The organism is Streptomyces sp. NPDC054841 (assembly GCF_053611045.1).
In genome coordinates this window covers 1-22,066 of record NZ_JBSGZO010000058.1, presented here as the reverse complement: position 1 = coordinate 22,066, position 22,066 = coordinate 1, and the positions used below count along the sequence as shown (strand labels likewise).

Here is a 22,066-nt window from a genome sequence, read left to right as displayed (position 1 = left end):
CGTTGGCTTGCCGACACCGCGGTCGGCGACCAGCCCGTGCTGACAGAGCTGACCGTGCGGCGGTTGTACTGCGACAACGTCCTGTGTGGGCGTCGTACGTTCGTCGAGCAGGTCGCGGGGCTGCAAGGATCTAGCTCGTACCGGCATGCTGGTCGGCGTAGACGCCGTGCAGCATGCCGGTGGCCTGCCCGACTTCGATGAGATAGCCGTCCGGGTCGCGCAAGTAGCACCGCACCTCGGCCTTGCGATCGATGGGTGGCGTGAGGAATTCGGCGCCCTTCGCACTCCACTCTCGGTGACATGCCTCGATGTCGGCGACGCGGAGATTGAGGAAGCAGCTGACCGTGCTCGGGTCGGTGGGCGGGCGCAGGGTGACGTTCGGCTTGTCCGGGGTGGGGCCGCCGCCCGGGTTCATGATGATCCATCCGTTGGCGAGCTTGATGGTGCAGGGGTTCTCCTCGAGCACCACCTCACCGCCGAGAATGTCGGTGTAGAAGGCGCGAGATCGGGCTACGTCGGCCACCGTCAGAAAGTGAGTGAGGAGGAGCCCGGAATCCGGGGCAGGAAAACCATCACGGTGCATGCAAGGCCTCCAGGCGAATCGAATGTGTCCTTCCATAGTGGTGGATGGATGCCCGTGGGCCCGAATGAACACGGCCGGGAGGGGAACCAGCGCCGCTGGGCCCTCCGCTGCCCTCGAGCCCGTGCCGGCGGTCCGGGCGGGGCCGTCGGCACGGGCACTGGCCAGCGCACGTCGACGTAGTCGCCGCCGGACACGGCAGTGCCTGTCTTGGGGGTCATTGGGCTGCGGCTCGTCGATCTGGCGGTGCGCTACGCCGTCACCTTCGCAGTCACCTGGGCGGCCGTGGATGCGTCACTGCCGGCGGATGCGGTGGAGACCGAGGGGTGGCTGGCCTTCTTCCCGGTCATCGGGATTCCGTCCATCCTGATCAGCTTCGTCTACGGGCTCGGGAACTCCCGTACGGGCGCGGCGTTCCGGGGCCCGCTGGCCGGGCTCCTACTCCTACCCATCTGGTTTCTCCTCTTCGGGAACTTTCCGGAGATGCTGTCCATCCCCGTCGCGGGCCAGGTCCTCTTCGCGTTGTGCGTGATGCGGGCCCCGTTTCTGAGCCCGTCCCAGCTCCGGCGGCGGGCCCGGGCGGCATTCGACGCTGGTCCCGCGCTCCCTGGGCGTCTTGCATGCTTCATCCGGCGAGCAGTCGTCAGGTGCCGGCGGTCCCGGCGCGCGGAGCACCGCCAGACCGAGGCCTCGAAGGGCACGGGCCGCGCCTGACCAGGCACGAGGCGGTTCGTCACCTTCTCAACAGGCATGTCGTTGCTTCCCTCTACGTTCCCTACCCAGAGGGGAGACGCCGACCTGAACGGCGGACCGGTGCACCAAGTGCGACTCGCCGGAGGCCCGGTGGGTCACTCTGTTGCAGTGAGGAACTGGCGGGCGCCGCGGAGCGTGGTGCGCAGTATCCGCTGGGCCGCGCGGCGTCGAGGCGGACGTCGATGGCGCCGGGAAGCCGTGCGCCGGGATCAGGGGCCAGGGGAGGGGCTTGATGGGGCTGACGGCAGTACATCCGGAGCGGGGGCGCCTGGATGCGACCGTGGAGGATCTCGGCTGCGGCTGGAGATGGGAGGCGGTTCACCGGGTCCGGCCGCCGGTCGAGTTGAGGTGTCCGGAGTGCGGCACGGCTTGCGGGCCAAGGTGTCACCGCGGGGGCTGAGGTTCTTCGCGCATCTGCCAGGGGCCCTGGCCTGCGCACTGGCCGAGGAGTCTATGGCCCACCCCTCCTCAAGCTGGAACTGGCGACCGCCGCCCGGGCCGCGGGGTGGACAGCCGACCTGGAGGTGAGCGGCCCCGGCCGTGCCTGGCGTGCCGACGTCCTCGCCTCGGCCGGCGGCCGCCGGATCGCGCTGGAGGCACAGCTCGCGCCCATCACCCCGGACCACATACGAGATCGGACACAGCGCATGGCAGCGGACTCGGTGCCCTCGGTGTGGTTCTCGGACCGTCCCCGGCCGCCATGGCTGGGCGTCGTCCCCTCGGTGCGCCTGACGGCCGGTGAGGACGGCCTGGCTGCCGTCGAGGGCCTGGCCCGCTTCGCCCACCCCACGTGGTGGCCGCACGCCCCAGTCCCGATCGCTCAGTTCATGAACTGGCTGTTCACCGGGCAGATCGTTTTGCACAGGCCGCGTGTGGCCATGACGCGCACGACACGGTCTCTGGAGACGGTGTGGACCACCGAGGAACACGTCTGAGCCCGGGACCCCGGCCACCAGAGGTCCCCGGCCCGGGCGGGCATCCAATTCCCCCTCGAGCACGGCAAACGGGCCGACAACCTGCTGTGCCACGTGCTGCCCTGCCACGAGCCCACAACGGACGGCGGCGTGATCCACGGGCCCAACGGGCTGCGTATCCGCCGACGCACCGGCCACGGCATCGAACTGCACCGGCTCGGGCAGCCGGCCAGCCTGTGGCTCACCGGCCCACGCAGACCGGGGGCTAGAGATCTACGCGCTGGGGACGGGCTTCTTCCCGCCCGAACGCCAGCACTTGGGCGAGCACCTCCCGCATACGCTCGATGTCTTCGGCCGGCAGGTCGAGTTCTGCCTCGATCTCGGCGTCTTCCAGTCCCAGATCGTCCAGCGATGCGGGGTCCAGCGACACGGTGAGCAGGTCGTTCGACAGAGCCACCTCTTGGACACAGCCGTAGGACGTGCCCTGGTCTTGCGTCACGAGGCAATGCGTGTCGAGGGCATCGGCAAAGGGCCACCTCAATGCGGACATCGGCGCGATCATCGCCCGCGCCAGAAGGAAGACTCCATCACCGTCGGCACATCCAGGCTCGAGGCCGGCGGGACTGCTCGTTCTTCTGCGCCTGTTCAAGACCTGCCGAGTGTCAACAACGCTCGTAATCAATACAGCTGGGAAATCCGAAATCAATACAGCCAGGAAATGCGATCGACCTCGTCGGTCACTGTATGACGACATGGCCGAGGCCGTTCAGGACGGCGGCGAGCGCGGTGTTCAGGACGGCGCGGACCGTCTCGAAGCGGTGACGGCCTTGGCTTCGAGACGGTCGGCGTCCACCATCGCGAGTGCCGCGGTGTCGAGACGGGCGCGGGCGATCCACCCGACGGTGGACCGGGTGCCGTCACCCCATACGCACCGCGCCGGGTGCACCGGCCGGACTGGTTGCCCAGCCGTGCGCCGACCGGTCAAGTGATCGCCTGCGTAGTCCCGTCAGGCAGCGCGCAGGCGTAGCCGGCGTAGGGGCGTGCAACGATCTGTCCGCCGGCGGCCGTGCACTCGTCTCTGGAGATGTTCGGAGACGAGGCGGCCCCGGCGCTGACAGCGCCGACGGCGCTCACGCCGGCAAGCGTTGCCGCGGCCAGGGCGAGGCCCAGGATCCTTCGCATGCGCATGACTTCCTCCTCCTCTCAGGCGCCTTCGTTCGGCCTTCGGGAAGGACAAGTCTCAAGACGACGGCGCCCTCTTACTCAGCATGGGCGCTCCGCATGAGGCCCGCGAGGCGTGGCTGGGCGCCGCGCCCGGGCGGTGACTGCCCGGCCCCGGAGAGGGCATGACGTCACCGACCTCGACCGGCCGCATCGGTACGCCGCGTGCGCGTCGGTAGGAGCGGGGCGACGTCGATGTCCTTGGCGTCGAGACTGCCCACCGGGGCCGCGTTGTGTCCGGGCAGGCCGGGGGTTGAGGAGGAGACGGGCCGTACCTGGCTCCGACCGGTGCCGGCGGGCGGCTGCCGCGCGCGGTCATCTAACGCGGTTCGTGGGCCGCCGCCCGGCAGGCACCGGTCGCGGCGCCGCCCGCCACTCCGGCCCCGGTCAGCCCGGTCACACAACTCTGCAGGTCTCCGACCACGCCACGGCTGCAGGCCGCTGTGACGGAGTCGGAAGCGGTGGCACCGGCCAGTTCGGCCATCTTTGTGCAGGCGGGGATGTCCGCCCGGACCGAGGGAGCGGCGAGGACCGCACCGCCGAGGGTGAGGGTCAGGCCGGTGAGGGCACCGGCGATACGGGTCGACGTGCGCATGGGACGCACCTGCCTTCCGGGTTGGTCGCGCGGTCCTGGTCCCGGCGGGCCGGATCCACGCGGTAAGGCCGCCTGGCGACGCTCGGTGAGTGGTTCCCCCGGCCGGCGGGCTCACAGACTGACCGCACGATTCTGCGTCGCATCCATTGAGCCGCACCGGGACATGGTCGCCAGGCCGAAGGAGAGGGCCGCGGACCGGATGAGACGCACTCGGACCTCCACTCGCGGGCCCCTCACTCCAGCGTCGCATCCTCTCCCCCGCCCGTCCTGGGCACCCGGGGGGCGGCCGCGCTGAGTAACTGCGATTGTGCGAAGCGCGGTAGCCGGCCCGTCCGGCCGACCAGGTGGATCGGACGGCCCAGCGTCCCGCCCGGCCTGTCCCCTGCACACCGCCGTGCGCGGCTCGGCCGGGGAGGCGGCCGGCCTTCGCGTCCCCGCGAGGTGCTGGGCCGCCACTGCGGTGGCACTTCACGGCGAGCGCCGATGGGAGGCCAAGGTTTCGCCGGGGAGAGCGAAGCCCGGCAGGGCCGCGAGGGCGGCGCGGCCTATGTCGGTCTCCAGCATGTCGCCACACCGGACCGGGACGCTGTGGGCGCGGGCGATGTCGCGGGTACGGCGGCCCCCGAGGCAGGCGTCGACGGCAGTGCCCCTCCCCAGCGTCCCAAGATCCGGACCATTTCCGGACCAGCCCCGCCCAAGGAGCCGCACCGACCGCCGTTTTGGCTGGTCAGCGTGGGCGAAGCCGCTGTACAGCCAGCAGACGAAGAACATTCTTTGTTCCTGCAGCCCCAAGAAACTTGGGTTCTTCGAGGGCCTGTCCGACGGGTCGCGTCACCGACCCCGCACCCGACAGCACTGTCACCCGAGTGGCTCAACATGACGTGCCACCCACATGGGTGAGAAGCTGACTTAGTGCCCCAACCGAGGCAATCCGTGAAAGGGGAACCAAATGCGCATTCGACGAATCCTCGCCGCCGTCATCGCCACGGCAGCCCTCGCCGGACTCGGCCTCACAGGCGCCGCCACCGCCACCGCAGCCGCACAGGGTGCCCCATCCTACGTCACCCCTTCTGAGTGCAAGCAGGGCGGCGGAACGCCCGATCTGACGGACAACCGCTGCAAGGGCGGTACGCACGACGGGGAGCAGATCGACTAAGCCCCACAAGGCGCCCCGCAGCCACGCGCCGCGGGGCGCTCCCGCGCGAGCGTAGCCGGGAGAGTCGCAGGGACTGTGCCGACCCGTCGGGCACGCTAGGCAGTGTCCGACGGGTCATGCGGACGGCCTGTCCGGCTCACAGCAGGACCGTCAGGTTCTCCACGCTGCGGCTGCCCTCGCGACGTACGCCCAGGGGGATCAGGGCGGCGCGGGACGGCAGCCGTACGCCCCCGGTGAACGCCACCCGCGTGCCTGCGCCTTCGGGTGTCGCCGCCACGCCGATCAGCAGGAACCGGCTCTGCAGCCAGCACCATCCGGGCCGCTGCACCCCGCGCAGCCGGGCCCGCATTCCGTACCTGCTGCGCGCCAGCGCCTCGACTCGCTCGCCCCGTCGGCGGACGACGCGCAGCCGCTCCATGTCGGTCACGACCTGTCCGAACCCGCCCTCCAGGTCGCCCAGCAGGGACCAGACCCGATCGAAGGGTGCGTCGACGTGCGCCTCGGTCACGTGGGCGCCGCGGATGCCGGCCGCCAGGGCATGCAGGCGGCGTACGGGGTCGAGGTCGGTGGTGGGCCAGAGCTCGTTCATGACGTCCACGCCTTTCGGAAGGTGTCGCGGGCCCGGTGCAGCCGCGACTTGACGGTGCCCGTGCGCACACCGAGCAGGGCGGCGGCGGTGCGCTCGTCCAGACCCTCCACGTCACGCAGCATCAGCACCGCGCGGTGTTCGGGCGAGAGACGGTCCAGGACGTCCCTGATGTCGGCGGAGAGTTGGGGGTCGCCGCGGGCCGGGAGCGCGCTGAGATCGGCCGGTACGGTGCGGGCGCCGCGGTGCGCGGTGCGGACCGCCTCGCGCACCGCGATGGCACGGACCCAGCCGTGCAGGGCGGCCGGGTCCTTCAGGGTGCGCAGCGACTTGAAGACCGCCACCAGGGCATCCTGTGCCGCGTCCGCCCCCTGGCCCAGGGCAATGGGCGCACAGACACGGCCCACGTAGGGGGCGAGGAGATCAAGGAGTTCGGCCATGGCGAGGGTGTCGCCGCGCTGGGCGGCTCGCACGAGCCGGACCGTTCGGTCATCGGGTCGCTCATCGGGTCGCTCATCGGGTCGCTCATCGGGCACGGGCCGCATCCTTCCACCGCGCCACGCGCAGGGCGGCGATGGCCAGGCCGGCGCACAACGGGGTGTAGAGCGCGAGGTTGAGCCAGTAGAAGGCCGAACCGGTCTCCTTGGCGAACAGCCAGTAGATCCCCGCGAGAGCGCGCAGCGAGAGGCCCGCGGCCACCGCCTGGGCGCCGACGCGGAGGAGTACGTGGCGGGGGTGGCGGGAGTGGGCGAGGACGAAGGCAGCGGCCGTGAGGAGGAGGGCGACGAGAGGGAGCAGGATCGGCGGTGTGAACGGCACGTCCGTGCCAAGAACCGCTTGGGACAGGCTCCTTTCATCGGCGGCGGGCCATGTGGCGCCCGTCATCCAGTACAGGTGGAGCAAGGCGTCCACGGTAAGCACCGAGGCGACGAGAACGGCAGCACGGGTGGGGGTGGGAGCGGGACCGTCGGGCCGGTACGACATGAGTCCTCCTGCGGTGACTTCGGCAATCCGTCGCCCTCCAGAGGAGTCGTCGACGCGAAACGTTCCGTCGGGGTATGGGAATTCTTCCGAGGCGCGCGAGGCCACCCGGCCCCGGCCCACCCGCGTCCGCCCGGTGCAGCAAGGCCCTAGGGCCTGTCGTTTGGATCTTGCCGGGCTCGCGTGCCCTGGCACGCGCATCTGCGGCGTTGTCGTCAGTCGCCAATGTCCCCCGTAGCCCTTCGGGCACGGGAGGTACCCCCACCGCAGTGGCTCCCTCCTCCGCCTTGCATCTGCACGCGCCAGACCCCGCTCGCTGATCCGGCCTGATCCAAACGACAGGCCCTAGGCTTCCACCCGGCACCGGCATCGACCCCAGGAGCGCAGACCGTGTTCGACCCCGCACCGGAAAACCCGTACCCCGACAGCCTCCGCCCGGACGAGGCGCCCGCCCCGCACGCCCTGCTCGAGCCCGTGCTCGGCCTGTTGGGCTCTTGGTACGGCCGGGGCCAGGGCGGGTACCCGACGCTCACCGGGGACTTCGCGTACGCGCAGGAGGTGACCTTCAGTCACGACGGCCGTCCCTTCCTGCGCTACGAGGCCCGGGCCTGGCTGCTCGACGAGGATGACGCCCCGCTGCGTCCCTCGGCCCGGGAGAGCGGCTGGTGGCGGCTTCAGCCCGACGGCCGGGTCGAAGTACTGATCACCCAGCCCACCGGCATCGCGGAGATCATGGTCGGGCGTGCGACCGAGAACACGGTCGGCCTCTCCACTCACGAGGTGGCCCTCGCCCCCACCGCCAAGAAGGTGAACGCCACCCGCCGCCGCTACGCGCTGACCGACGACGGCACGCTCACGTTCGACCACGACCTTGCGGCGGTCGATCAGCCGATGCAGCACCATCTCTCGGCACGACTGCGACGCAGGAGCTAGGTGCGATCGACGCGTCGGGGATGATCAGTGCGCGAGAGACGGGCCGGCCGGGGCTCCGCTCCACCGTCCGTGACAGCCCGCAGAAGGCGTAATGGGACATGACCGCGCGGGCCCGGCCAAGGTTCACACCTCGACGACCTGGTGGTCCACCAGCACGTCACCGCCTGCGTGAAGGCGCGGTCAGGCAGGCTGCCACAGCTCGACCCGATTGCCCTCAGGATCGGTGACCCAGCCGAATCGACCGACACCCTCCATGTCCTGCGTCTCTTCGGCCACGTCCGCTCCCTTGGCGCGCAATTGCGCGAGCATCGCATCCAGGTCGCGGACCCGGAAGTTGAGCATGGTTTGCTGGGCGCGGGACCTGAAGTAGTCGGTCTCGGACTCGAACGTCGCAAACACCGTCAGCCCGGCTCCCTGACGCCACAGGCCGTTCTCATCGGCGTCCAGGCCCAGGCAATCGCGATACCACGCGCTCAGGGTTGCCGGGTCGGCGGCCCGCATGAAGTATCCACCGATTCCAAGCACACGTTCCATGCCCTTATCCTGCCAGGACGGCGATCGGGCGGGACGCGGCGGCCGCCGTCCCTGACGGCATGTCTCCTCAGCCAGAGGACGAGCCTCCATCGAAGCCCGGAGAAGGGCCGTCCCGTCGGCCCGGCTCCCCGACCACCCACCCGGCTCCGCCCCGACCGCCGACGAGCAAGGACCCGGCCGACCCGGCAGCCCCGTCCGATCCCCCCGAACCGTCACCGTCGAACCCTTCGTCGGGGCGCCGGGTGCCCCTACCCCCCCGTGCCGATCGCTCCGCCGATCCTTTGACGTCGGAGGTCAAGGAGCCGGGCTTGGAAGGGACCGGCCGGTACGCGGCGAGTACGGGCACCGGAACCACCGCCGGGACAATTGCGCCCGGGCGGCACGCAGGGTGTGACGTCGGCGCGAGTACGGGCACGGGCGCCCTCACGGGTTCCCGCGCGCCTGGCGGCATGCTTTCGTCTGCCCCTGCCTTTCTCGTCTCCCCGCGACGGCATGTCCATCTGTGCCCGCTGCTGAAGCAATGGCGATTGCCCCCATCTGACCTGGGGGTTCTCCGGTGGGTGCGGTGGGCCGCGTGTGCGGATGGACGACTTGCCGGACGCCCTGAGGTCAGAATTATGGCATTCGCATATGACTGCTCGAATAACCGTCCGGCGATTGCCAAATGCATCCCGGGTTCTATGGCCGGATTATGTTGACAGTCTGCTCGGTTCCGCGCGTTAATTGGCCGCATGAGGTGGCCAGCTGTTCTCGCACGGATGGGTAAATCGACCAGTTTTGCGACCGGGGTGATCGTAGAAACATGTGTGGCCATACCGTAGTTGAGGTGTGATCGCCTGGTCGTGAGCGCGAGAATCAATTTCGGCGGGGAGCGACGAATCCGGATTCCCCATGGAGGGATTTATGGCCCTTCTCGACTCCTTCACCATTCCAGACTTCCATCTCCCCTTCGAACCCTCCAAACACCCGCAGTCAAGTCAGGCCAACGCCGAGGCGACCTCGTGGGCGCTTGGCCATGGGCTGATCACCGACGAGGCGGAGCAGTTCGCCGGCATCGGTTTCGGCCACCTGGCCGGGCGGGTGTGTCACGAGGCGCCCTACCAGCACGTCGTGCTGCTCGCCGAGTGGATGGCCTGGTCATTCGTACTCGATGACCAGCACGACCACCTCATCAGGGCGGATCAGTTGGAGGCGTGGCGCCCGCTCACCGATGCGATCACCGGGTACCTCGCCACGGGGAAGACCGGCATTGCGCCGCAGGTGCGCCGGAATCCGCTGGTGGTCGGGTTCGTCGACCTGTGCGACCGCATCCTGGCCGAGATGCCGCCAGGCATACGGGAGCGCTATCGGGGGCACATCCCCCTCATGCTGCGCTCCCTCGACCAAGAGGCGGTCAACCGGAAGGCCGCGGAGCAGCCGACCGTCGACGACTACGTGCGTATGCGCCGGCACAGCTCCCAACTGCTGCCGATGATGGACATGGTGGAGGCCGGCCTGGGCGTCGAAGTGCCCCCGGAGGTCTACGACAGCTCCGCGTTCCAGGACCTCATGTGCAGTGCCCTGGACGTCATCTCATGGGGCAATGACGTCTTCTCCCTGCGCAAGGAGTTCTCCTGTGGGGACAACAACAACCTCGTCTCCCTCCTTGCCTGGTGGAACGAGTGGTCACTTCCGGAGGCCGTGCTCGCCGTCCAGGAGCGCACCCACTCCCGCGTGGAGGACTTCCTGACCGCCGCACAGATGCTGCCCCATGTGCTGGACACGCTCGGGGTGACGGACCCGTCGACCGCCGCCGGAGTCGCGCGGTGCGTGAAGAGCTATCAGGACTGGATGATCGGCGCGGACCTCTGGCAGCGGTACGAGTGCACCCGCTACAGCGACGAACGGTGGGTCGCGGGGCTCGAGTCCGGGTACACCCGCCCGGATCTGGTCCCAGCGATATGAGCGTCACGACGGAGAGGTAGCCCATGGCGCAGATGAACCGGTCACGCGAGGCGGCGGTCGCTCCGGGGAGTCTGCCCCTCCTCGGCCACGTGCCGCAGTTGTGGCGCAGGCCGATCGCGTTCCTGGAGTCGCTGCGGACATACGGCGACGTCGTGCGGGTCGATGTGGCCACCTGGCCCGTCCACGTGCTCACCAGCCCGGACCTGATCCAGACCGTACTGGTCGGCGATGCGAAGAACTTCGGGCGCGGCAGGGTCTTCGAGAAGCTGCGCCCGCTGTTCGGCAACGGTCTTCCGGTGACCGACGGCGAGTTCCACCGCAAGCAGCGCCGTCTGCTGCAACCGGCCTTCCAGCGGAATCACATCACCGCCTATGCGGAAATGATGTGCCGTCAGGCGGAGGAGATGTCCACGTCGTGGACCGCCGGTCAAGAGATCTCGGTGACAACGGAAATGCGTCGGTTCGCGCTCTCCTCGGTCGCGGAAATGATCTTCTCCGGCGACCTCGGGCGGTCGGCAGTCGAGGAAGTGCACCGCTCGTTCCCGATCCTCCTGGAGGGCATCCTCAAGCGAGCGATCATGCCGAAGGCGCTGGACCGGCTGCCGATCACGATGAACCGGCGGTTCGACGCGGCCGCCGCACGGCTGCGCCGGATCACCGACGAGGTGATCGTGCGGTACGGCACCGAAGCGTCGGGCCGTAACGACTTTCTGTCTCTGCTGCTGTCCACCGTGGACGCCGAGACGGGCGAGACGATGAGCGACGAGCAAGTGCGGGACGAAGTGATCGCCATCTTCTTCGCCGCGACGGAAACGTCGTCCACGGTGCTGTCCTGGATCTTCCATGAACTCGACCGTCATCCAGACGTGGAGAAGCGCCTGCACGCCGAAGTCGACGAAGTGGTCGGCGCACGGCCGGTGCGTCCCTCCGACCTCGCCGGTCTCACGTATACGAACAGTGTCTTCCAGGAGGCGCTGCGCCTGCATTCGCCGCTTCTGTTCACCAGGCGCGCTCTGGTTCCGGTGGAGCTCGGTGGCATCTCGATCCCGGCCGGAGCCGAACTGGGCTACAGCCCCTACGCGCTCCACCGGGACCCCGCGCTGTTCCACGAGCCCAGGAAGTTCGATCCGGATCGCTGGAACACCGGCCCGGAGGATCGGCCACGCCCTCACCGGTTCATTCCGTTCGGGGCCGGTCAGCACAAATGTATCGGGGACTCCTTCGCGGCTGCGGAGATCGTGATCGCCACGGCGACCGTGGCGTCCCGGTGGCGGTTGGTCCACGCTCCCGGCACCACGGTGCGCGAAGTGCCTGGAGGCATCCCGCAGCCGGAAGCGCTGGCCATGATTCCCATCGCGCGACACTGACGGAATGTGATCCTTCGGCACCTTCGAGGCGATCTTCGGCCGGTCTTTCGACACCGTGCCCGCGGCTGCGTCAGCGGAGGGTACAGGCCCACCCACGAATGAGTGGCCGTTCTCCCCGAAAATGGTCGCAAGGAGCATCATCCCACCCTTCTGCCCGTACACTCGGCGCACACGCTGTAGGGGGCGACAGGTGACACAGGCCGTTGAGCAGCAAGGGTGGGCCTATCAGCCCATCCTCGAGCGGGAATCCGAAGTCGACGCAATCCACAAGGCGTTGGACGAACTGTGCGGAGCCTCGGTCGATGGCCCGGGCGCGCGGCGGGGCGGCGTGCTCGTCTTCGCGGCACCAGCCGGACTGGGCAAGACCACCCTGCTCGCCGAAGCCCGCCGGCATGCCGTCGAACGCGGCTGCACGGTGCTGTCCGCGCGCGGCGGCGAGCAGGAGAAGCAGGTGCCGTTCCATGTGGTGCGCCAGCTCATCCAGCCCACCTTCGCCGCCATGGGCGAGGACGAGCACCGCGAGATCCTGGGGCACTGGTACGGAATCGTCGCACCGGCGATCGGCCTGACCGCCCCGCAGGACGGCGCCGCACCCGACCCCCAGGGCGTGCGCGACGGCCTCGACTGGGTCGTCACCCGACTGTCGTTGCGCTCCACGCCCGTTGTGCTGGTCCTCGACGACGCGCACTGGGCCGACGCGGAATCCCTCGCATGGCTCACCGCCTTCGCCGCCCGCGCCGAGGACCTGGGGATGCTCATCGTCGTGGCCTGCAGGCCGGATGAGCTCCCTCCCGACGCCGCCGTGTTGCAGACCCTGGCCTCGCGCCACGGGGCACGCCCGCACCAGTTGGAGCCCCTCACATCGAGCGCGGTGGCGCGCATAGTACGCGACGCCCTCGGCGACGGTGCCGACGACCTGTTCTGCCGGGAATGCTGGGCGATCACCGCTGGAAACCCCTTCGAGGTCGTCGAGCTCACCGCGAAGGGCCGCGACCGTGGCCTGAAGCCACAGCAGGACAACATTCCCCAACTCCGTGATCTCGCCTCGGCCGTCAAGGGCAGCGGACTTGTGGAACGGCTCGAACAGCTCGGTCCCTCCACCGTCCGGCTGGCATGGGCCGCCGCGGTGCTGGGCACCGGTATCTCCACGAGGATCGCAGCGAGCGTGGCATCGCTCGGCGACGCGCAGATCCACGAGGCCATCGACCAACTGCACAACGCGCGCATCCTGACGGTCCTGACCACGGTGAAACGCGACGAGGTCGTGGAGTTCTTCCACCCGCTGATCGCCACCGCCGTGTACCGGTCCATCCCTCCGGGCGTACGCGTCGGCATGCACGGCATGGCGGCGATGGCCGTGATCGACGCCGGCCTCGGCGCCGCGGCCGCCGCCCGCCACATGCTGGAGATGCACCCGGAAGGCGACCCCTGGGTCGTGCAGCAACTGCGTCAGGCCGCCCGTGCGAACTTCTCCGCCGGAGCCCCCGAGGCCGCCCGCCGCTGTCTGGCACGCGCTCTGCGTGAACCGCCGACCCCTGAGGACCGGGCCCAGGTGCTGTTCGAACTCGGCTCCGCCGGCCTCCTCCACGAACCCACCACCACCGTCAACCACCTGCGGGCCGCACTGGAAGAGCCCGAGATCGGGCCGGGTCTGCGGGAAGCCGTCATCTACCGGCTCGCCCAAGCCCTGGCCCACACCGGTCAGTTGGTGCAGGCAACCGAGCTCCTCGCGGACGAGGCCCGCCGTACCACCAGTGCCCGCACCAAACTGCGTCTGCAGGCCGAGCAGTTCAAATGGAACGCGGTCCGCGTCGACGAGCAGGACTCACCCGCCCGCTCCCGGCTGCTGGCCCAGTTCGCCAAGCGCCTCACCGGCCGCAGCCTGGCCGAACGCCACATCCTGGGGCTGCGGGGCTGGGACTGCGTGATGCGCGGCGAACCCTCCGCCAGGGCGCTGCAGTACGCGCAACGGGCTCTGGACGGCGGCCTGAGCTGGACCGACCAGGACTTCGGGTTCGAGGTGCCGGCCGTCGTTGCGCTCACCCTCATGTACAGCGATCAGCCGGGCAGGGCCGAAGAACTGTTCAACGATGCCATCACCGAGTTCGAAGCACGAGGATGGCGCGGCGCGCACCTGTCCTTCGCCTACACCCTGCTCGGCTACGTCCGCTACCGGCGCGGACGGCTCACCGAAGCAGAGGACTTCGTACGCCAGGGACTTGAGATCGCCGACCGGGTGGGGCGCGGAATCCCGGCGCAGTGGCAGGCGGTCGGTACCCTCATCGAGACCCAGCTCGCCCGCGGACACACCGCCGAGGCCCAGGGCGTTGCCGAGTCCTACGACTTCGGCAAGGGCTTCCCCAACGCGGTCATCTACCCCGATCCCCAAGCAGTCTGGGGAAAGCTCCTCCTGGCCCGCGGCATGAGTGACGAGGCCGAGCGGCAGCTCGCCGAAGCCGGCCAGCGCCTCGACAGCCGAGGCACACGCAACCCCGCGTGGAGCCCCTGGCAACTCGACCTCGCCCTGGCGCAGGCCAGGCACCAACCCGAGAAGGCCCGTGCCACGGCGCATGAGGCCGCCTCGCGCGCCCGGGCGTTCGGTACCGCCAGCGTCATCGGCCACGCACTGCGCGTCCAGGCGGCGACCTCCGATCCGGCCGAGGCGGTCGTCCTGCTCCAGGAAGCCGTCGAGCACCTCGAGCAGTCCCCGGCCACGTACGAACTCGCCCACGCGCTCATCGACCACGGCACGGCCCTGCACGCCCTCGGCAACCTGGAGCGCGCCGCCCACCAGCTCTACTCCGGTATGGAAGCGGCGACCGCCTGCGGCGCCCAAACCCTGTCGACCCGCGCCCGGACCGAGCTCGCCGCCGCCGGACTGCGCCCGCGTCGCCGGCAGGTCACCGAACAGGACACCCTCTCCGAAGCGGAGAGCGCGGCAGCCCGCCACGCCGCACGCGGACTCGGCAACGCGGAGATCGCCGCCGAGCTCGGCACCGGCGAGCATGCCGTGTCGAAACTGCTCTCCGGGGTCTTCACCAAACTGGGAACCGATCGAGTGGGCCTGCGCCGTGCCCTCGGCATGTGATCCGGCCGAGCCCGAGCGGTCTTCACCGTGTCGGGCGGCGCGGTCACAGGGAGCTGAGCAGCTCGGGCAGTGTGCCCTCGAAGGCCGGCAGGCGTTCCTCCATCGTGGCACGCTGCTGCGCTGAAAGGCCGCTGAGCAGGTCGTCCCATGCGGCTCTGACGGCCACTCGGACGTACTCGGCGTACCTGTACGCGAACGGTTCGCTCCAGCCCTTGGCCAGGATGCGGGCGGGGCGGCCGTGGCGCAGCACATCCTGGATGGTGACTTCGGGGTGCCAGTCACCGTCCCGTACGGCGGCCCAGAAGGCGAAGGCCGCGGTGTCTTCCGTGAGGGGCATGGAGCGCAGCAGATCGAGCCCCTCGCTCCGCTGCCGGAACAGATGCAGGAAGACATGCTCTTTGGCGGTTTCCTCGTGAGCCAGCAGGCGTACGAGGTCGCGAGGACAGCCGGCGTGTTCCACCAGGCCCGTGAGCGAGAAGCTCGGCAGACCCCGCTGGTTGAAGTTCGCGGGGTCGGCGGCCATACGGCGGGCTTCGTCCCAGTCGAGGGGATACCACGGATCCTCGGCCAGGGCCCGGCCATGGGCGAGCAGCCTGTCCGGACGGTTCCAGCGCGCCGTGCCAATACGGCCGCGATGACGGGAGAAGAGTGCTCGCCTGGCCTCTTCGAAGAAGCCCTCGGACTGCTGCGTGAGCAGGACGGCTCGTTGGAACACCGCGGCGGGGCTCTCCTGCCCGTTCAGTGCGAGCCGGAACCAGTCGCGCTGGTTGCGATCGAGTGGGGCTGCGGCCAGTGCCTTCTTGAGCAGGTCGGTGCGCTCGGCGCGAGCCAGCAGGAGTGCGGACACCAGTTGCTGATAGGGCGTCATCAGAGCCGACTCGGGCAGCAGGGACGCCCAGGGCGTTTGCGCTGTCGCCGGCGGCCGTGTGGCGCACAGCGCCAGCAGTACGTGCTCAGGGTCCGGCGCGTCGAACCGGCGGGCCAGTTCCCGGGGGTCGATGATCTCGGCGAGGCGCTCGGCGAGCTCCCGTGTCCTGGGGAGACGGGGGACGGGTTCCGTGCGGCCGGGGGCGAAGGGGCGTCCGACGAGGACGTCGAACTTCACGCGGCTGGTGAGTCGTTCGGCCTGCACCAGCCAGAGATTCGTCTCGGGGTCGTCCAGTTCAAGCAGTGCCTGGACGATCCCTGCGTCCGGGCGTGGTGGATACCCGGCGTCTCGTGGATCACGGGGTTCCCGGTCCTTGGCGAGCTCCTGGCGTATCGCGAGGTCGCCGTGGCGTATCAACGCGCGGGCGGTCTGCGAACAATACGTGGTCTGCTCGGCGAGCAGCCGACGTCCCTGCGGCCCCGTCCAGAGGACGATGCGATCCACGGCCGGGGCGGGGGCCCAGGACAGCAGCCGGTCGACCGGCCGGTCGATCGATGTCCAGTCCGGGGCGTTTGGCAACTCCCCGTCCCGGTCGAGTTCTTGGGCCGCGTCCACCAGCTCCGCCAGACTTCCGGGAAAATCGGAGGCCGTCAGTGCCACGGCGGCAATCCAGAGCCCGGGTTCGGTGCCCAGTCGTTCCGTGAACCGGTCCGGGGCGTGCGTGATGCCCGTGATGTCGAAGGCGGTCCGCGCCGGTTCGGCGCTCCACCAGCGTTCGATCAGTTCAGGGGATGTGTGGGCGTACACAGGTGATTCCTTACTGCCACATCATGGCCTCGGCGGGGCAACGCAACATTTTCGGTCGATGGCCATCCGGCCCACCGCGTCGCCGGAGCTGGAGCTGGAGCTGGAGCTGGCGCTGGAGCCGGAGCCGGAGCCGGGGTTGGGGCCGCGGACGCCGGTGTCCGGTGGTGGGGGTGTCACGCACAGTCGGTCTGCGTGATGCGCTCGAGCCAACGCTCGAGCAGGGCGGTCTCAGCCGGTTCGAGGGTCCGGGTGCCGACGAGGGCGAGCTGCGCGCGCAGGCGCAGTGCGGCGGTGTGCAGTGGGTCCGGCGGCGACATCCTCACCGCGGAGATGCTCGGCCGGAGCTGAGCCGGTCCAGGACCGGCTCAGCACGGACCTTCAGCAGGTGCTACGGCCGAAGGCGAAGGCGCAGGCTATGGGAGGTGCGTGGGGGCCGGTGCGGAGCGCTGGTGGGGAATCGGCAGCTCTCCCTGCTGCATGGCGATCGTCCGCGTCGGAGCGGGAATGCTGATGCCCTCGGCTCGGTAGCGCCGGTGCAGTCGCTTGATGAACTCGTGCTTGATCCGGTACTGGTCACTGAACTCGCCGACCCCCAGGATCACCGTCAAGCCGATCCTGGAGTCGCCGAACGTGTGGAAACGAATGACCGGTTCATGGTCGGGCACGGCACCGGCGATGTCCGCCATCACGCTCTCGACGACCTCGGCGGTGACGCGCTCGACATGGTCCAGGTCGCTGTCGTAGCCGACGCCCACCTGGACGTTGAGCGTCATCTGCTGTTCCGGGCGGTGGTAGTTGGTCATGTTGGTGCCGGACAGCTTGGTGTTGGGGATGATCACCAGGTTCTCGGAAAGCGTGCGCACCACCGTGTTGCGCCAGTTGATGTCGACGACATAGCCCTCCTCGCCGCTGCTCAGCCTGATGTAGTGACCGGGCTGCACCGTTCTGGAGGCGAGGATGTGCACCCCCGCGAACAGGTTGGCCAGGGTGTCCTGAAGGGCGAGCGCCACCGCCAGACCACCCACGCCCAGCGCGGTGAGCAGCGGTGCGATGGAGACGCCCAGGGTCTCCAGGACGACGAGGAAGCCCATGGCCAGCACCACGACGCGCGTGATGTTCACGAATATGGTGGCCGACCCGGCGACACCGGACTTGGACTGCGCCAGGGCCTGCACCAGGCCGGCGACGATCCTCGCGGCCGTGAGGGTCGCCGCCATGATGAGCACGGCGGTGAGCGTCATGGTGACGTTGCGTCCGACCCTGGCGTTGAGCGGCAGCACGGACGCCGCGACCGCCGCACCGCCGGTGATCGCGGCCCAGGGAACCAGTGCCCGCAGGGCGTCGACGATGATGTCGTCGCCGTTCCAGCGGGTTCGTCCGGCCCGCTCGCCGAGCCATTTCAGGATGACGCGCAGCAGCAGGGCGGCCGCGATGCCTGCGGCCATCGCGATTCCGGCGACGAACGCGTCATGCAGTGTGAGCTCCCGGTTCACCGATCCCCTCCCGCCGCACGGTGAAGAGCGCGGGCGGCGGTGGCTGCCGCTGTGAGCCGGACGTGATGTGTCGTCACCTTGTTACCTGTGCATTCTGGGAGTGCGGTTGTGCGGTCGCGTCGGTGCGTACGGAGTCCACTCGGCGCGAGCTGTCATCCTGCCGCACGCCGCAGGCACCGCTGCAGTTGGGCCCACCTGCGCACAGCACTGGAGCGGCAGCGATGTGACAGGGGTTCAGTGAGCTTCCCACCCGGTGACGGGCGACCCGGTGCCCACCTGATGACGAGCGACCCGGTGCCCGCCGGACGACCGGCGACCCGGTGCGCTCGGACGACCGGTGACCGCCCGGGCGGCGACTTGTGACGAGCGGAGATGCCGGGCCCGACGTAGATTGATCAATGGGCGGTCGGTGGGCACGGACGGACTGGCAGGGAGCCTGTGGCACCACGGGAGATCGATTACGCGGCGTTGTTCGCCGCTACGCCGAGTCCGTACCTGGTGCTGGGCCCGGACCTGGTGATCGTCGACGTCAACGAGGCCTACCTTCAGGCGACCGGGAGGACCCGTGAGGACCTGCTCGGGCAGTACATCTTCGATGCCTTCCCGGACAACCCCGCGGACCCCGATGCCGACGGCGTGCAGAATCTGAACGCCTCACTGCGCCGGGTCCTGGCCACCCGGGAATCCGACACGATGGCGCTGCAGAAGTACGACATTCCCCGCATGCACCGGCTCGGCGAGTTCGAGGAGCGTTGGTGGTCCCCGATCAACACCCCCGTTCTCGCGCCCGACGGAACGACGGCGTGGATCATCCATCGGGTGGAGGACGTGACCGCGTTCGTTCATTCCCGGCGCGCCCACGACCGCCTCCTCGGAGGGGAGCTGAGCAAGCGGGAAGAGGGGATGGAAGCCGAGCTGTACGCACGGGCGCGGGAACTGCAGCGGCTGAACGACGAACTGCGCCAGGCCCACTCCCGCGAACGCCAGGTCGCCCTCACATTGCAGGCAGCCATGCTCCGCTCCCCGGACCTGGCTCGCCACCCGGACGTCGCCGTGCGCTACGTGCCCGCCATCGGCTCGCTGAACGTGTGCGGTGACTGGAACGACGTCGTCGACCTGCCCGACGGCCGCTTCGCGGTGGCAGTCGGCGACGTGGTCGGCCATGGTCTGGAGGCCGCCACCGTCATGGGCATGCTCCGCAGCGCGCTGAACGCCGCCACCCGCGCTGTCGACGGGCCCGCCAAAGCCCTGGAGCTGCTCGGCCTGTACGCGCGCTCGATCGAAGGGGCGCTGGCCACCACGGCGGTCGAGGCGCTGATCGACATCCCCGCTCGCCGGATCGTCTACAGCAGCGCCGGCCACCCACCTCCGATCCTGCTGCACTCCGACGGCACCACCGAGCTGCTCGACAAGGCCACCGATCCGCCGCTGGGCGCCCGCCCCGAGCACGTCCCCCGTCCCCAGGCCAGTGTCCCCTACACCCCGGGCGACACCCTGGTCCTCTACACGGACGGTCTCATCGAACGCCGCGGCGAGGACATCGACGTCGGCCTGGCCCGGCTGGCCGATTCGCTGGCCCCCGTCGGCCGGCTCGGCCCCGAGCGCCTGGCCGATGTCCTGCTGGCCAACCTCGGCGTCAGCGGCGGCGCCCGTGACGACGTCGCCATCGTCGTCGTCAGGCTCTGACGCACCCGCCGGCCGGCGCTGCGGGCTGCGGTGGCGGCCTCACCGGGTGACGGTGAAGCCGCCACCGGGGTCACGAGGGGCAGCCGGAATCGGCGATCACGAAGTAGCCGGGGGAGGTCTCCTCAAGGGTGTGCGTGGTGAAGACGTTGTACAGGCCCATGCTCTGGTTGGAGCCGTTGGCGTAGACGGTGCCCATGGTCTGGTGGGCCCGGCCGGCGGCCACCTGGTTGTAGTTGTCGTCGGTGTAGCACCGGTGGGCGGATCCTGCGGTGGTCGCCTGCACGGGGGCGGAGGACGCGCCGACGTCTCCCGAGCCGTCCACGGCGGCGACGGTGTAGCTGTAGGCCGTGCCGGCGGAGAGCCCCGTGTCGGTGAAGGAGGCCGAGGACGACGTGCCGGCCTGGGTCCCGCCACGGTGGACGCGGTACGAGACCGCGCCGTCCACCGCGTTCCAGGACAGGGTCACCGAGGAGTCGGTGGTGGCGGTGACGGTGAGCCCGGACGGCGCGGGCAGGGTGCCCCTGCCGTCGGGCGCGCCGAGGCCCCAGGACTGCCCGATCCAGTACGAGGCGCAGATGTTCGCGTCCAGTACGTACGCGCCGGCGGTGCCGCACTGCGTGGTCCCGCTGCCCGGGTCGACCGGCTGGCCGTGGCCCATGCCCGTGAGGGAGTACGACTCGACCACGGCCTTGCCCGCGCCGCTCCGGTACACCTTGTGCGGATGGCCCTGGACGGTGTCGCTGAGGTCCGCGACCGCGTCGGTGCCGTGCACATCGGTCCACTGCTCGACGAGCTCGGTCATGTTCATCGGTGCCACCGTGCTGTCGCTGGAACCGTGCCAGACCGACATCGTGGGATACGGGCCCCCGTACGACGGGTAGGCGGCGCGGACCTTGTCGCCCCACTGCCGTGCGCCGAGGTCGGAGCCGGGGCTCATGCAGCCGAACCCGGCGGTGACGTTACGGGCACAGTCGAACGGGATGCCCGCTACGACCGCCGCCCCCGCGAAGACGTCCGGGTAGGAGGCGGCCATGACCGAGGTCATGGCCCCGCCGGCGGACAGGCCGGTGACGTACACCCGTGAGACGTCGATGCCGTGGTCGGAGGCCATCCTGTCGGTCATCTGCCTGATGGACAGCGCCTCGCCCTGGCCGCGCGAGAAGTCGGCCGACTGGAACCAGTTGAAGCAGGAGTTGGCGTTGTTGGCGGACTTCTGCTGTGGCAGGAGCAGAGCGAAGCCCCAGGTGTCGGCCCACTTGGTCCAGCCGGTCTCATCGTCGAAGGCGGCCGCGGACTGGGTGCAGCCATGCAGGGCCACCACGAGCGGGCGGCCGGCCCGCAGCCCGTCGGGGACGTAGCGGAACATCTGCAGATTGCCGGGATTGGACCCGAACCCCGTGACCTCGGTCAGGCTCGCGGCCTGCGCCGGAGCGGGGAACAGCCCCAGGACAAGGGCGATCAGGGACAGCACGAGCGCTGCGGCGGAGCTTCGTGGCGGGCGCTGAGCGCGTGAGAAGCGGGGATTCATCGTGCCACCTCGGTGATTGCTGCTGGGTGGATGTAGGGGCTCGCGCGCCAGTGGCCTGGCGGCCGACACCTGTGCGCCGCCCCGGAATTACGGGGACGTTACGTTCCGCCGATCCGTGGAGTAATGGCGGTGGGCTCCACCTCGCACAGTCGCGGGCTGTGGTCCGCATCTGTTGCGGTGGGACAGCGGCCGCGGTGGCGAGCGCCATGTCATGTGTGAGGTGTTGAGGTCCGGTCATGGCGCTGTCATGTACGGCATGCTCTGCGCGAGCTCGTGACACGTGACGCGCGGCGCATGACGCGTGTCGCGCAACACGTGTCGCGGAACGCGTGGGGCGCGATGATTCCGGGGCGGCGTGGCAGTCTCCATTGCCGTACACCAGAACCGAGGAAGAGGAGCATGTCCCATGCGCATCGTGATCAGTGAGTTCATGAGCCTGGACGGTGTCGTGCAGGCGCCGGGCGGACCCGGCGAGGACACCGACGGTGGCTTTGCCCACGGCGGCTGGTCGCACCCGTTCTTCGACCCGGAGGTGGTGGGCGGTGCCTTCGACGACGCGCTGAGAAATGCCGAGGCGCTGCTGTTCGGGCGCCGTACGTGGCAGACGATGGCTGCGGCGTGGCCCGAGCGTGCCGGCGACCCGTTCGCCGACCGGATGAACGCGATCCCGAAGTACGTCGTGTCCGATACGCTCGGCGACTCCGGGCTGACGTGGGACAACACCACGCGAATCTCTGGCGACAAGGCCGTCGCCCGTATCCGGGAGCTGCACGAGACAGACGGCGGCGACCTGTTGGTCATGGGGAGCCCCACGCTCGTGCGCACCCTCCTGCGCGAGGGACTGGTCGACGAGCTCCGGCTCATGATCATGCCGGTGACCCTCGGCGGCGGCAAGACGATCTTCCCCGACGACGGTGCGCTGCGCACGCTCGAGCTGGTCTCGGCCGTCACCAGTGGCACGGGCGTGCACGTGTGCACCTACCGGACCGTCGCCGAGTCCTAGGGCTGCCCCCACGTTGCGCCGGCCGGTGG

At 69.6% G+C, this 22,066-nt stretch carries 22 protein-coding genes; 9 read left to right on the top strand and 13 right to left on the bottom strand.

The window, feature by feature from the left end:
* Positions 1-130: 130 nt before the first annotated feature.
* A complete protein-coding gene (locus ACWGI8_RS11440; RefSeq protein WP_453659970.1) occupies positions 131-583 on the bottom strand; it encodes a VOC family protein in 453 nt (150 codons plus the stop codon).
* A 207-nt stretch (positions 584-790) separates the two neighbouring features.
* Here ACWGI8_RS11440 and ACWGI8_RS11435 point away from each other — a divergent pair, with 207 nt between their 5' ends.
* Positions 791-1,294, top strand: a complete 504-nt coding sequence (locus ACWGI8_RS11435; RefSeq protein ID WP_453659969.1) for a hypothetical protein — start codon at positions 791-793, stop codon at positions 1,292-1,294.
* 470 nt (positions 1,295-1,764) lie between these two features.
* Positions 1,765-2,268 carry a competence protein CoiA family protein gene (locus ACWGI8_RS11430; RefSeq protein WP_453659976.1) on the top strand — a complete coding sequence of 168 codons (504 nt, stop codon included), beginning with the start codon at positions 1,765-1,767 and terminating at the stop codon, positions 2,266-2,268.
* Between the two features lie 244 nt (positions 2,269-2,512).
* On the opposite strand, the gene ACWGI8_RS11425 is transcribed toward ACWGI8_RS11430, so the two are convergent.
* The 4 genes from ACWGI8_RS11425 to ACWGI8_RS11410 all read right to left on the bottom strand — a co-directional run bounded on the left by ACWGI8_RS11425 (position 2,513) and on the right by ACWGI8_RS11410 (position 4,063).
* Positions 2,513-2,797, bottom strand: coding sequence for a hypothetical protein (locus ACWGI8_RS11425; protein ID WP_453659967.1), 285 nt, complete (start codon positions 2,795-2,797; stop codon positions 2,513-2,515).
* A 240-nt stretch (positions 2,798-3,037) separates the two neighbouring features.
* On the bottom strand, positions 3,038-3,193 hold the full coding sequence (locus ACWGI8_RS11420; RefSeq protein ID WP_453659966.1) for a hypothetical protein: 156 nt from the start codon (positions 3,191-3,193) through the stop codon (positions 3,038-3,040).
* 35 nt (positions 3,194-3,228) lie between these two features.
* Positions 3,229-3,435 carry a hypothetical protein gene (locus ACWGI8_RS11415; RefSeq protein WP_453659964.1) on the bottom strand — a complete coding sequence of 69 codons (207 nt, stop codon included), beginning with the start codon at positions 3,433-3,435 and terminating at the stop codon, positions 3,229-3,231.
* Positions 3,436-3,787: 352 nt separating this feature from the next.
* Positions 3,788-4,063 (bottom strand): hypothetical protein, encoded by a 276-nt coding sequence (locus ACWGI8_RS11410; protein ID WP_453659962.1) that lies wholly within the window; start codon positions 4,061-4,063, stop codon positions 3,788-3,790.
* Positions 4,064-5,012: 949 nt separating this feature from the next.
* Here ACWGI8_RS11410 and ACWGI8_RS11405 point away from each other — a divergent pair.
* Positions 5,013-5,219, top strand: coding sequence for a hypothetical protein (locus ACWGI8_RS11405; RefSeq protein WP_453659961.1), 207 nt, complete (start codon positions 5,013-5,015; stop codon positions 5,217-5,219).
* 136 nt (positions 5,220-5,355) lie between these two features.
* Here the strand turns inward: ACWGI8_RS11405 and ACWGI8_RS11400 are convergent, their stop codons facing one another.
* The 3 genes from ACWGI8_RS11400 to ACWGI8_RS11390 are packed head-to-tail and all read right to left on the bottom strand — an operon-like array spanning position 5,356 to position 6,789.
* Positions 5,356-5,808, bottom strand: coding sequence for a hypothetical protein (locus ACWGI8_RS11400; protein ID WP_453659960.1), 453 nt, complete (start codon positions 5,806-5,808; stop codon positions 5,356-5,358).
* Positions 5,805-6,278, bottom strand: a complete 474-nt coding sequence (locus ACWGI8_RS11395) for an RNA polymerase sigma factor (RefSeq protein WP_453659958.1) — start codon at positions 6,276-6,278, stop codon at positions 5,805-5,807. The genes ACWGI8_RS11400 and ACWGI8_RS11395 overlap by 4 nt, the downstream gene beginning before the upstream one ends.
* 52 nt (positions 6,279-6,330) lie before the next feature.
* Positions 6,331-6,789: a DUF3995 domain-containing protein gene (locus ACWGI8_RS11390; RefSeq protein ID WP_453659956.1), complete on the bottom strand. Its 459-nt coding sequence runs from the start codon at positions 6,787-6,789 to the stop codon at positions 6,331-6,333.
* A gap of 387 nt (positions 6,790-7,176) precedes the next feature.
* Between ACWGI8_RS11390 and ACWGI8_RS11385 the strand changes: the two genes are divergently transcribed.
* The gene (locus ACWGI8_RS11385) at positions 7,177-7,719 is read left to right on the top strand and encodes an FABP family protein (RefSeq protein ID WP_453659955.1); all 543 of its coding nucleotides are present in this window, start codon (positions 7,177-7,179) and stop codon (positions 7,717-7,719) included.
* Positions 7,720-7,899: 180 nt separating this feature from the next.
* Here the strand turns inward: ACWGI8_RS11385 and ACWGI8_RS11380 are convergent, their stop codons facing one another.
* The gene (locus tag ACWGI8_RS11380) at positions 7,900-8,253 is read right to left on the bottom strand and encodes a VOC family protein (protein WP_453659953.1); all 354 of its coding nucleotides are present in this window, start codon (positions 8,251-8,253) and stop codon (positions 7,900-7,902) included.
* A 903-nt stretch (positions 8,254-9,156) separates the two neighbouring features.
* Here ACWGI8_RS11380 and ACWGI8_RS11375 point away from each other — a divergent pair.
* The 3 genes from ACWGI8_RS11375 to ACWGI8_RS11365 all read left to right on the top strand — a co-directional run bounded on the left by ACWGI8_RS11375 (position 9,157) and on the right by ACWGI8_RS11365 (position 14,652).
* A complete protein-coding gene (locus ACWGI8_RS11375) occupies positions 9,157-10,197 on the top strand; it encodes a terpene synthase family protein (protein ID WP_453659952.1) in 1,041 nt (346 codons plus the stop codon).
* A gap of 23 nt (positions 10,198-10,220) precedes the next feature.
* On the top strand, positions 10,221-11,564 hold the full coding sequence (locus ACWGI8_RS11370) for a cytochrome P450 (RefSeq protein WP_453659950.1): 1,344 nt from the start codon (positions 10,221-10,223) through the stop codon (positions 11,562-11,564).
* Positions 11,565-11,754: 190 nt separating this feature from the next.
* Positions 11,755-14,652 (top strand): ATP-binding protein, encoded by a 2,898-nt coding sequence (locus ACWGI8_RS11365; protein ID WP_453659949.1) that lies wholly within the window; start codon positions 11,755-11,757, stop codon positions 14,650-14,652.
* Positions 14,653-14,695: 43 nt separating this feature from the next.
* On the opposite strand, the gene ACWGI8_RS11360 is transcribed toward ACWGI8_RS11365, so the two are convergent.
* The 3 genes from ACWGI8_RS11360 to ACWGI8_RS11350 all read right to left on the bottom strand — a co-directional run bounded on the left by ACWGI8_RS11360 (position 14,696) and on the right by ACWGI8_RS11350 (position 17,820).
* Positions 14,696-16,327, bottom strand: a complete 1,632-nt coding sequence (locus tag ACWGI8_RS11360) for a hypothetical protein (RefSeq protein WP_453659948.1) — start codon at positions 16,325-16,327, stop codon at positions 14,696-14,698.
* Positions 16,328-16,500: 173 nt separating this feature from the next.
* The gene (locus ACWGI8_RS11355; protein ID WP_453659947.1) at positions 16,501-16,650 is read right to left on the bottom strand and encodes a hypothetical protein; all 150 of its coding nucleotides are present in this window, start codon (positions 16,648-16,650) and stop codon (positions 16,501-16,503) included.
* A gap of 90 nt (positions 16,651-16,740) precedes the next feature.
* Entirely contained in the window at positions 16,741-17,820 is a 1,080-nt protein-coding gene (locus tag ACWGI8_RS11350) for a mechanosensitive ion channel family protein (protein WP_453659945.1), read from the bottom strand.
* Between the two features lie 438 nt (positions 17,821-18,258).
* Between ACWGI8_RS11350 and ACWGI8_RS11345 the strand changes: the two genes are divergently transcribed.
* Complete coding sequence (locus tag ACWGI8_RS11345; protein WP_453659943.1) at positions 18,259-19,506, top strand: PP2C family protein-serine/threonine phosphatase; 1,248 nt, start codon at positions 18,259-18,261, stop codon at positions 19,504-19,506.
* Positions 19,507-19,576: 70 nt separating this feature from the next.
* Here the strand turns inward: ACWGI8_RS11345 and ACWGI8_RS11340 are convergent, their stop codons facing one another.
* A complete protein-coding gene (locus tag ACWGI8_RS11340) occupies positions 19,577-21,034 on the bottom strand; it encodes an extracellular catalytic domain type 1 short-chain-length polyhydroxyalkanoate depolymerase (RefSeq protein WP_453659941.1) in 1,458 nt (485 codons plus the stop codon).
* A gap of 406 nt (positions 21,035-21,440) precedes the next feature.
* Here ACWGI8_RS11340 and ACWGI8_RS11335 point away from each other — a divergent pair, with 406 nt between their 5' ends.
* Complete coding sequence (locus ACWGI8_RS11335; protein WP_453659940.1) at positions 21,441-22,037, top strand: dihydrofolate reductase family protein; 597 nt, start codon at positions 21,441-21,443, stop codon at positions 22,035-22,037.
* Positions 22,038-22,066 lie beyond the last annotated feature (29 nt).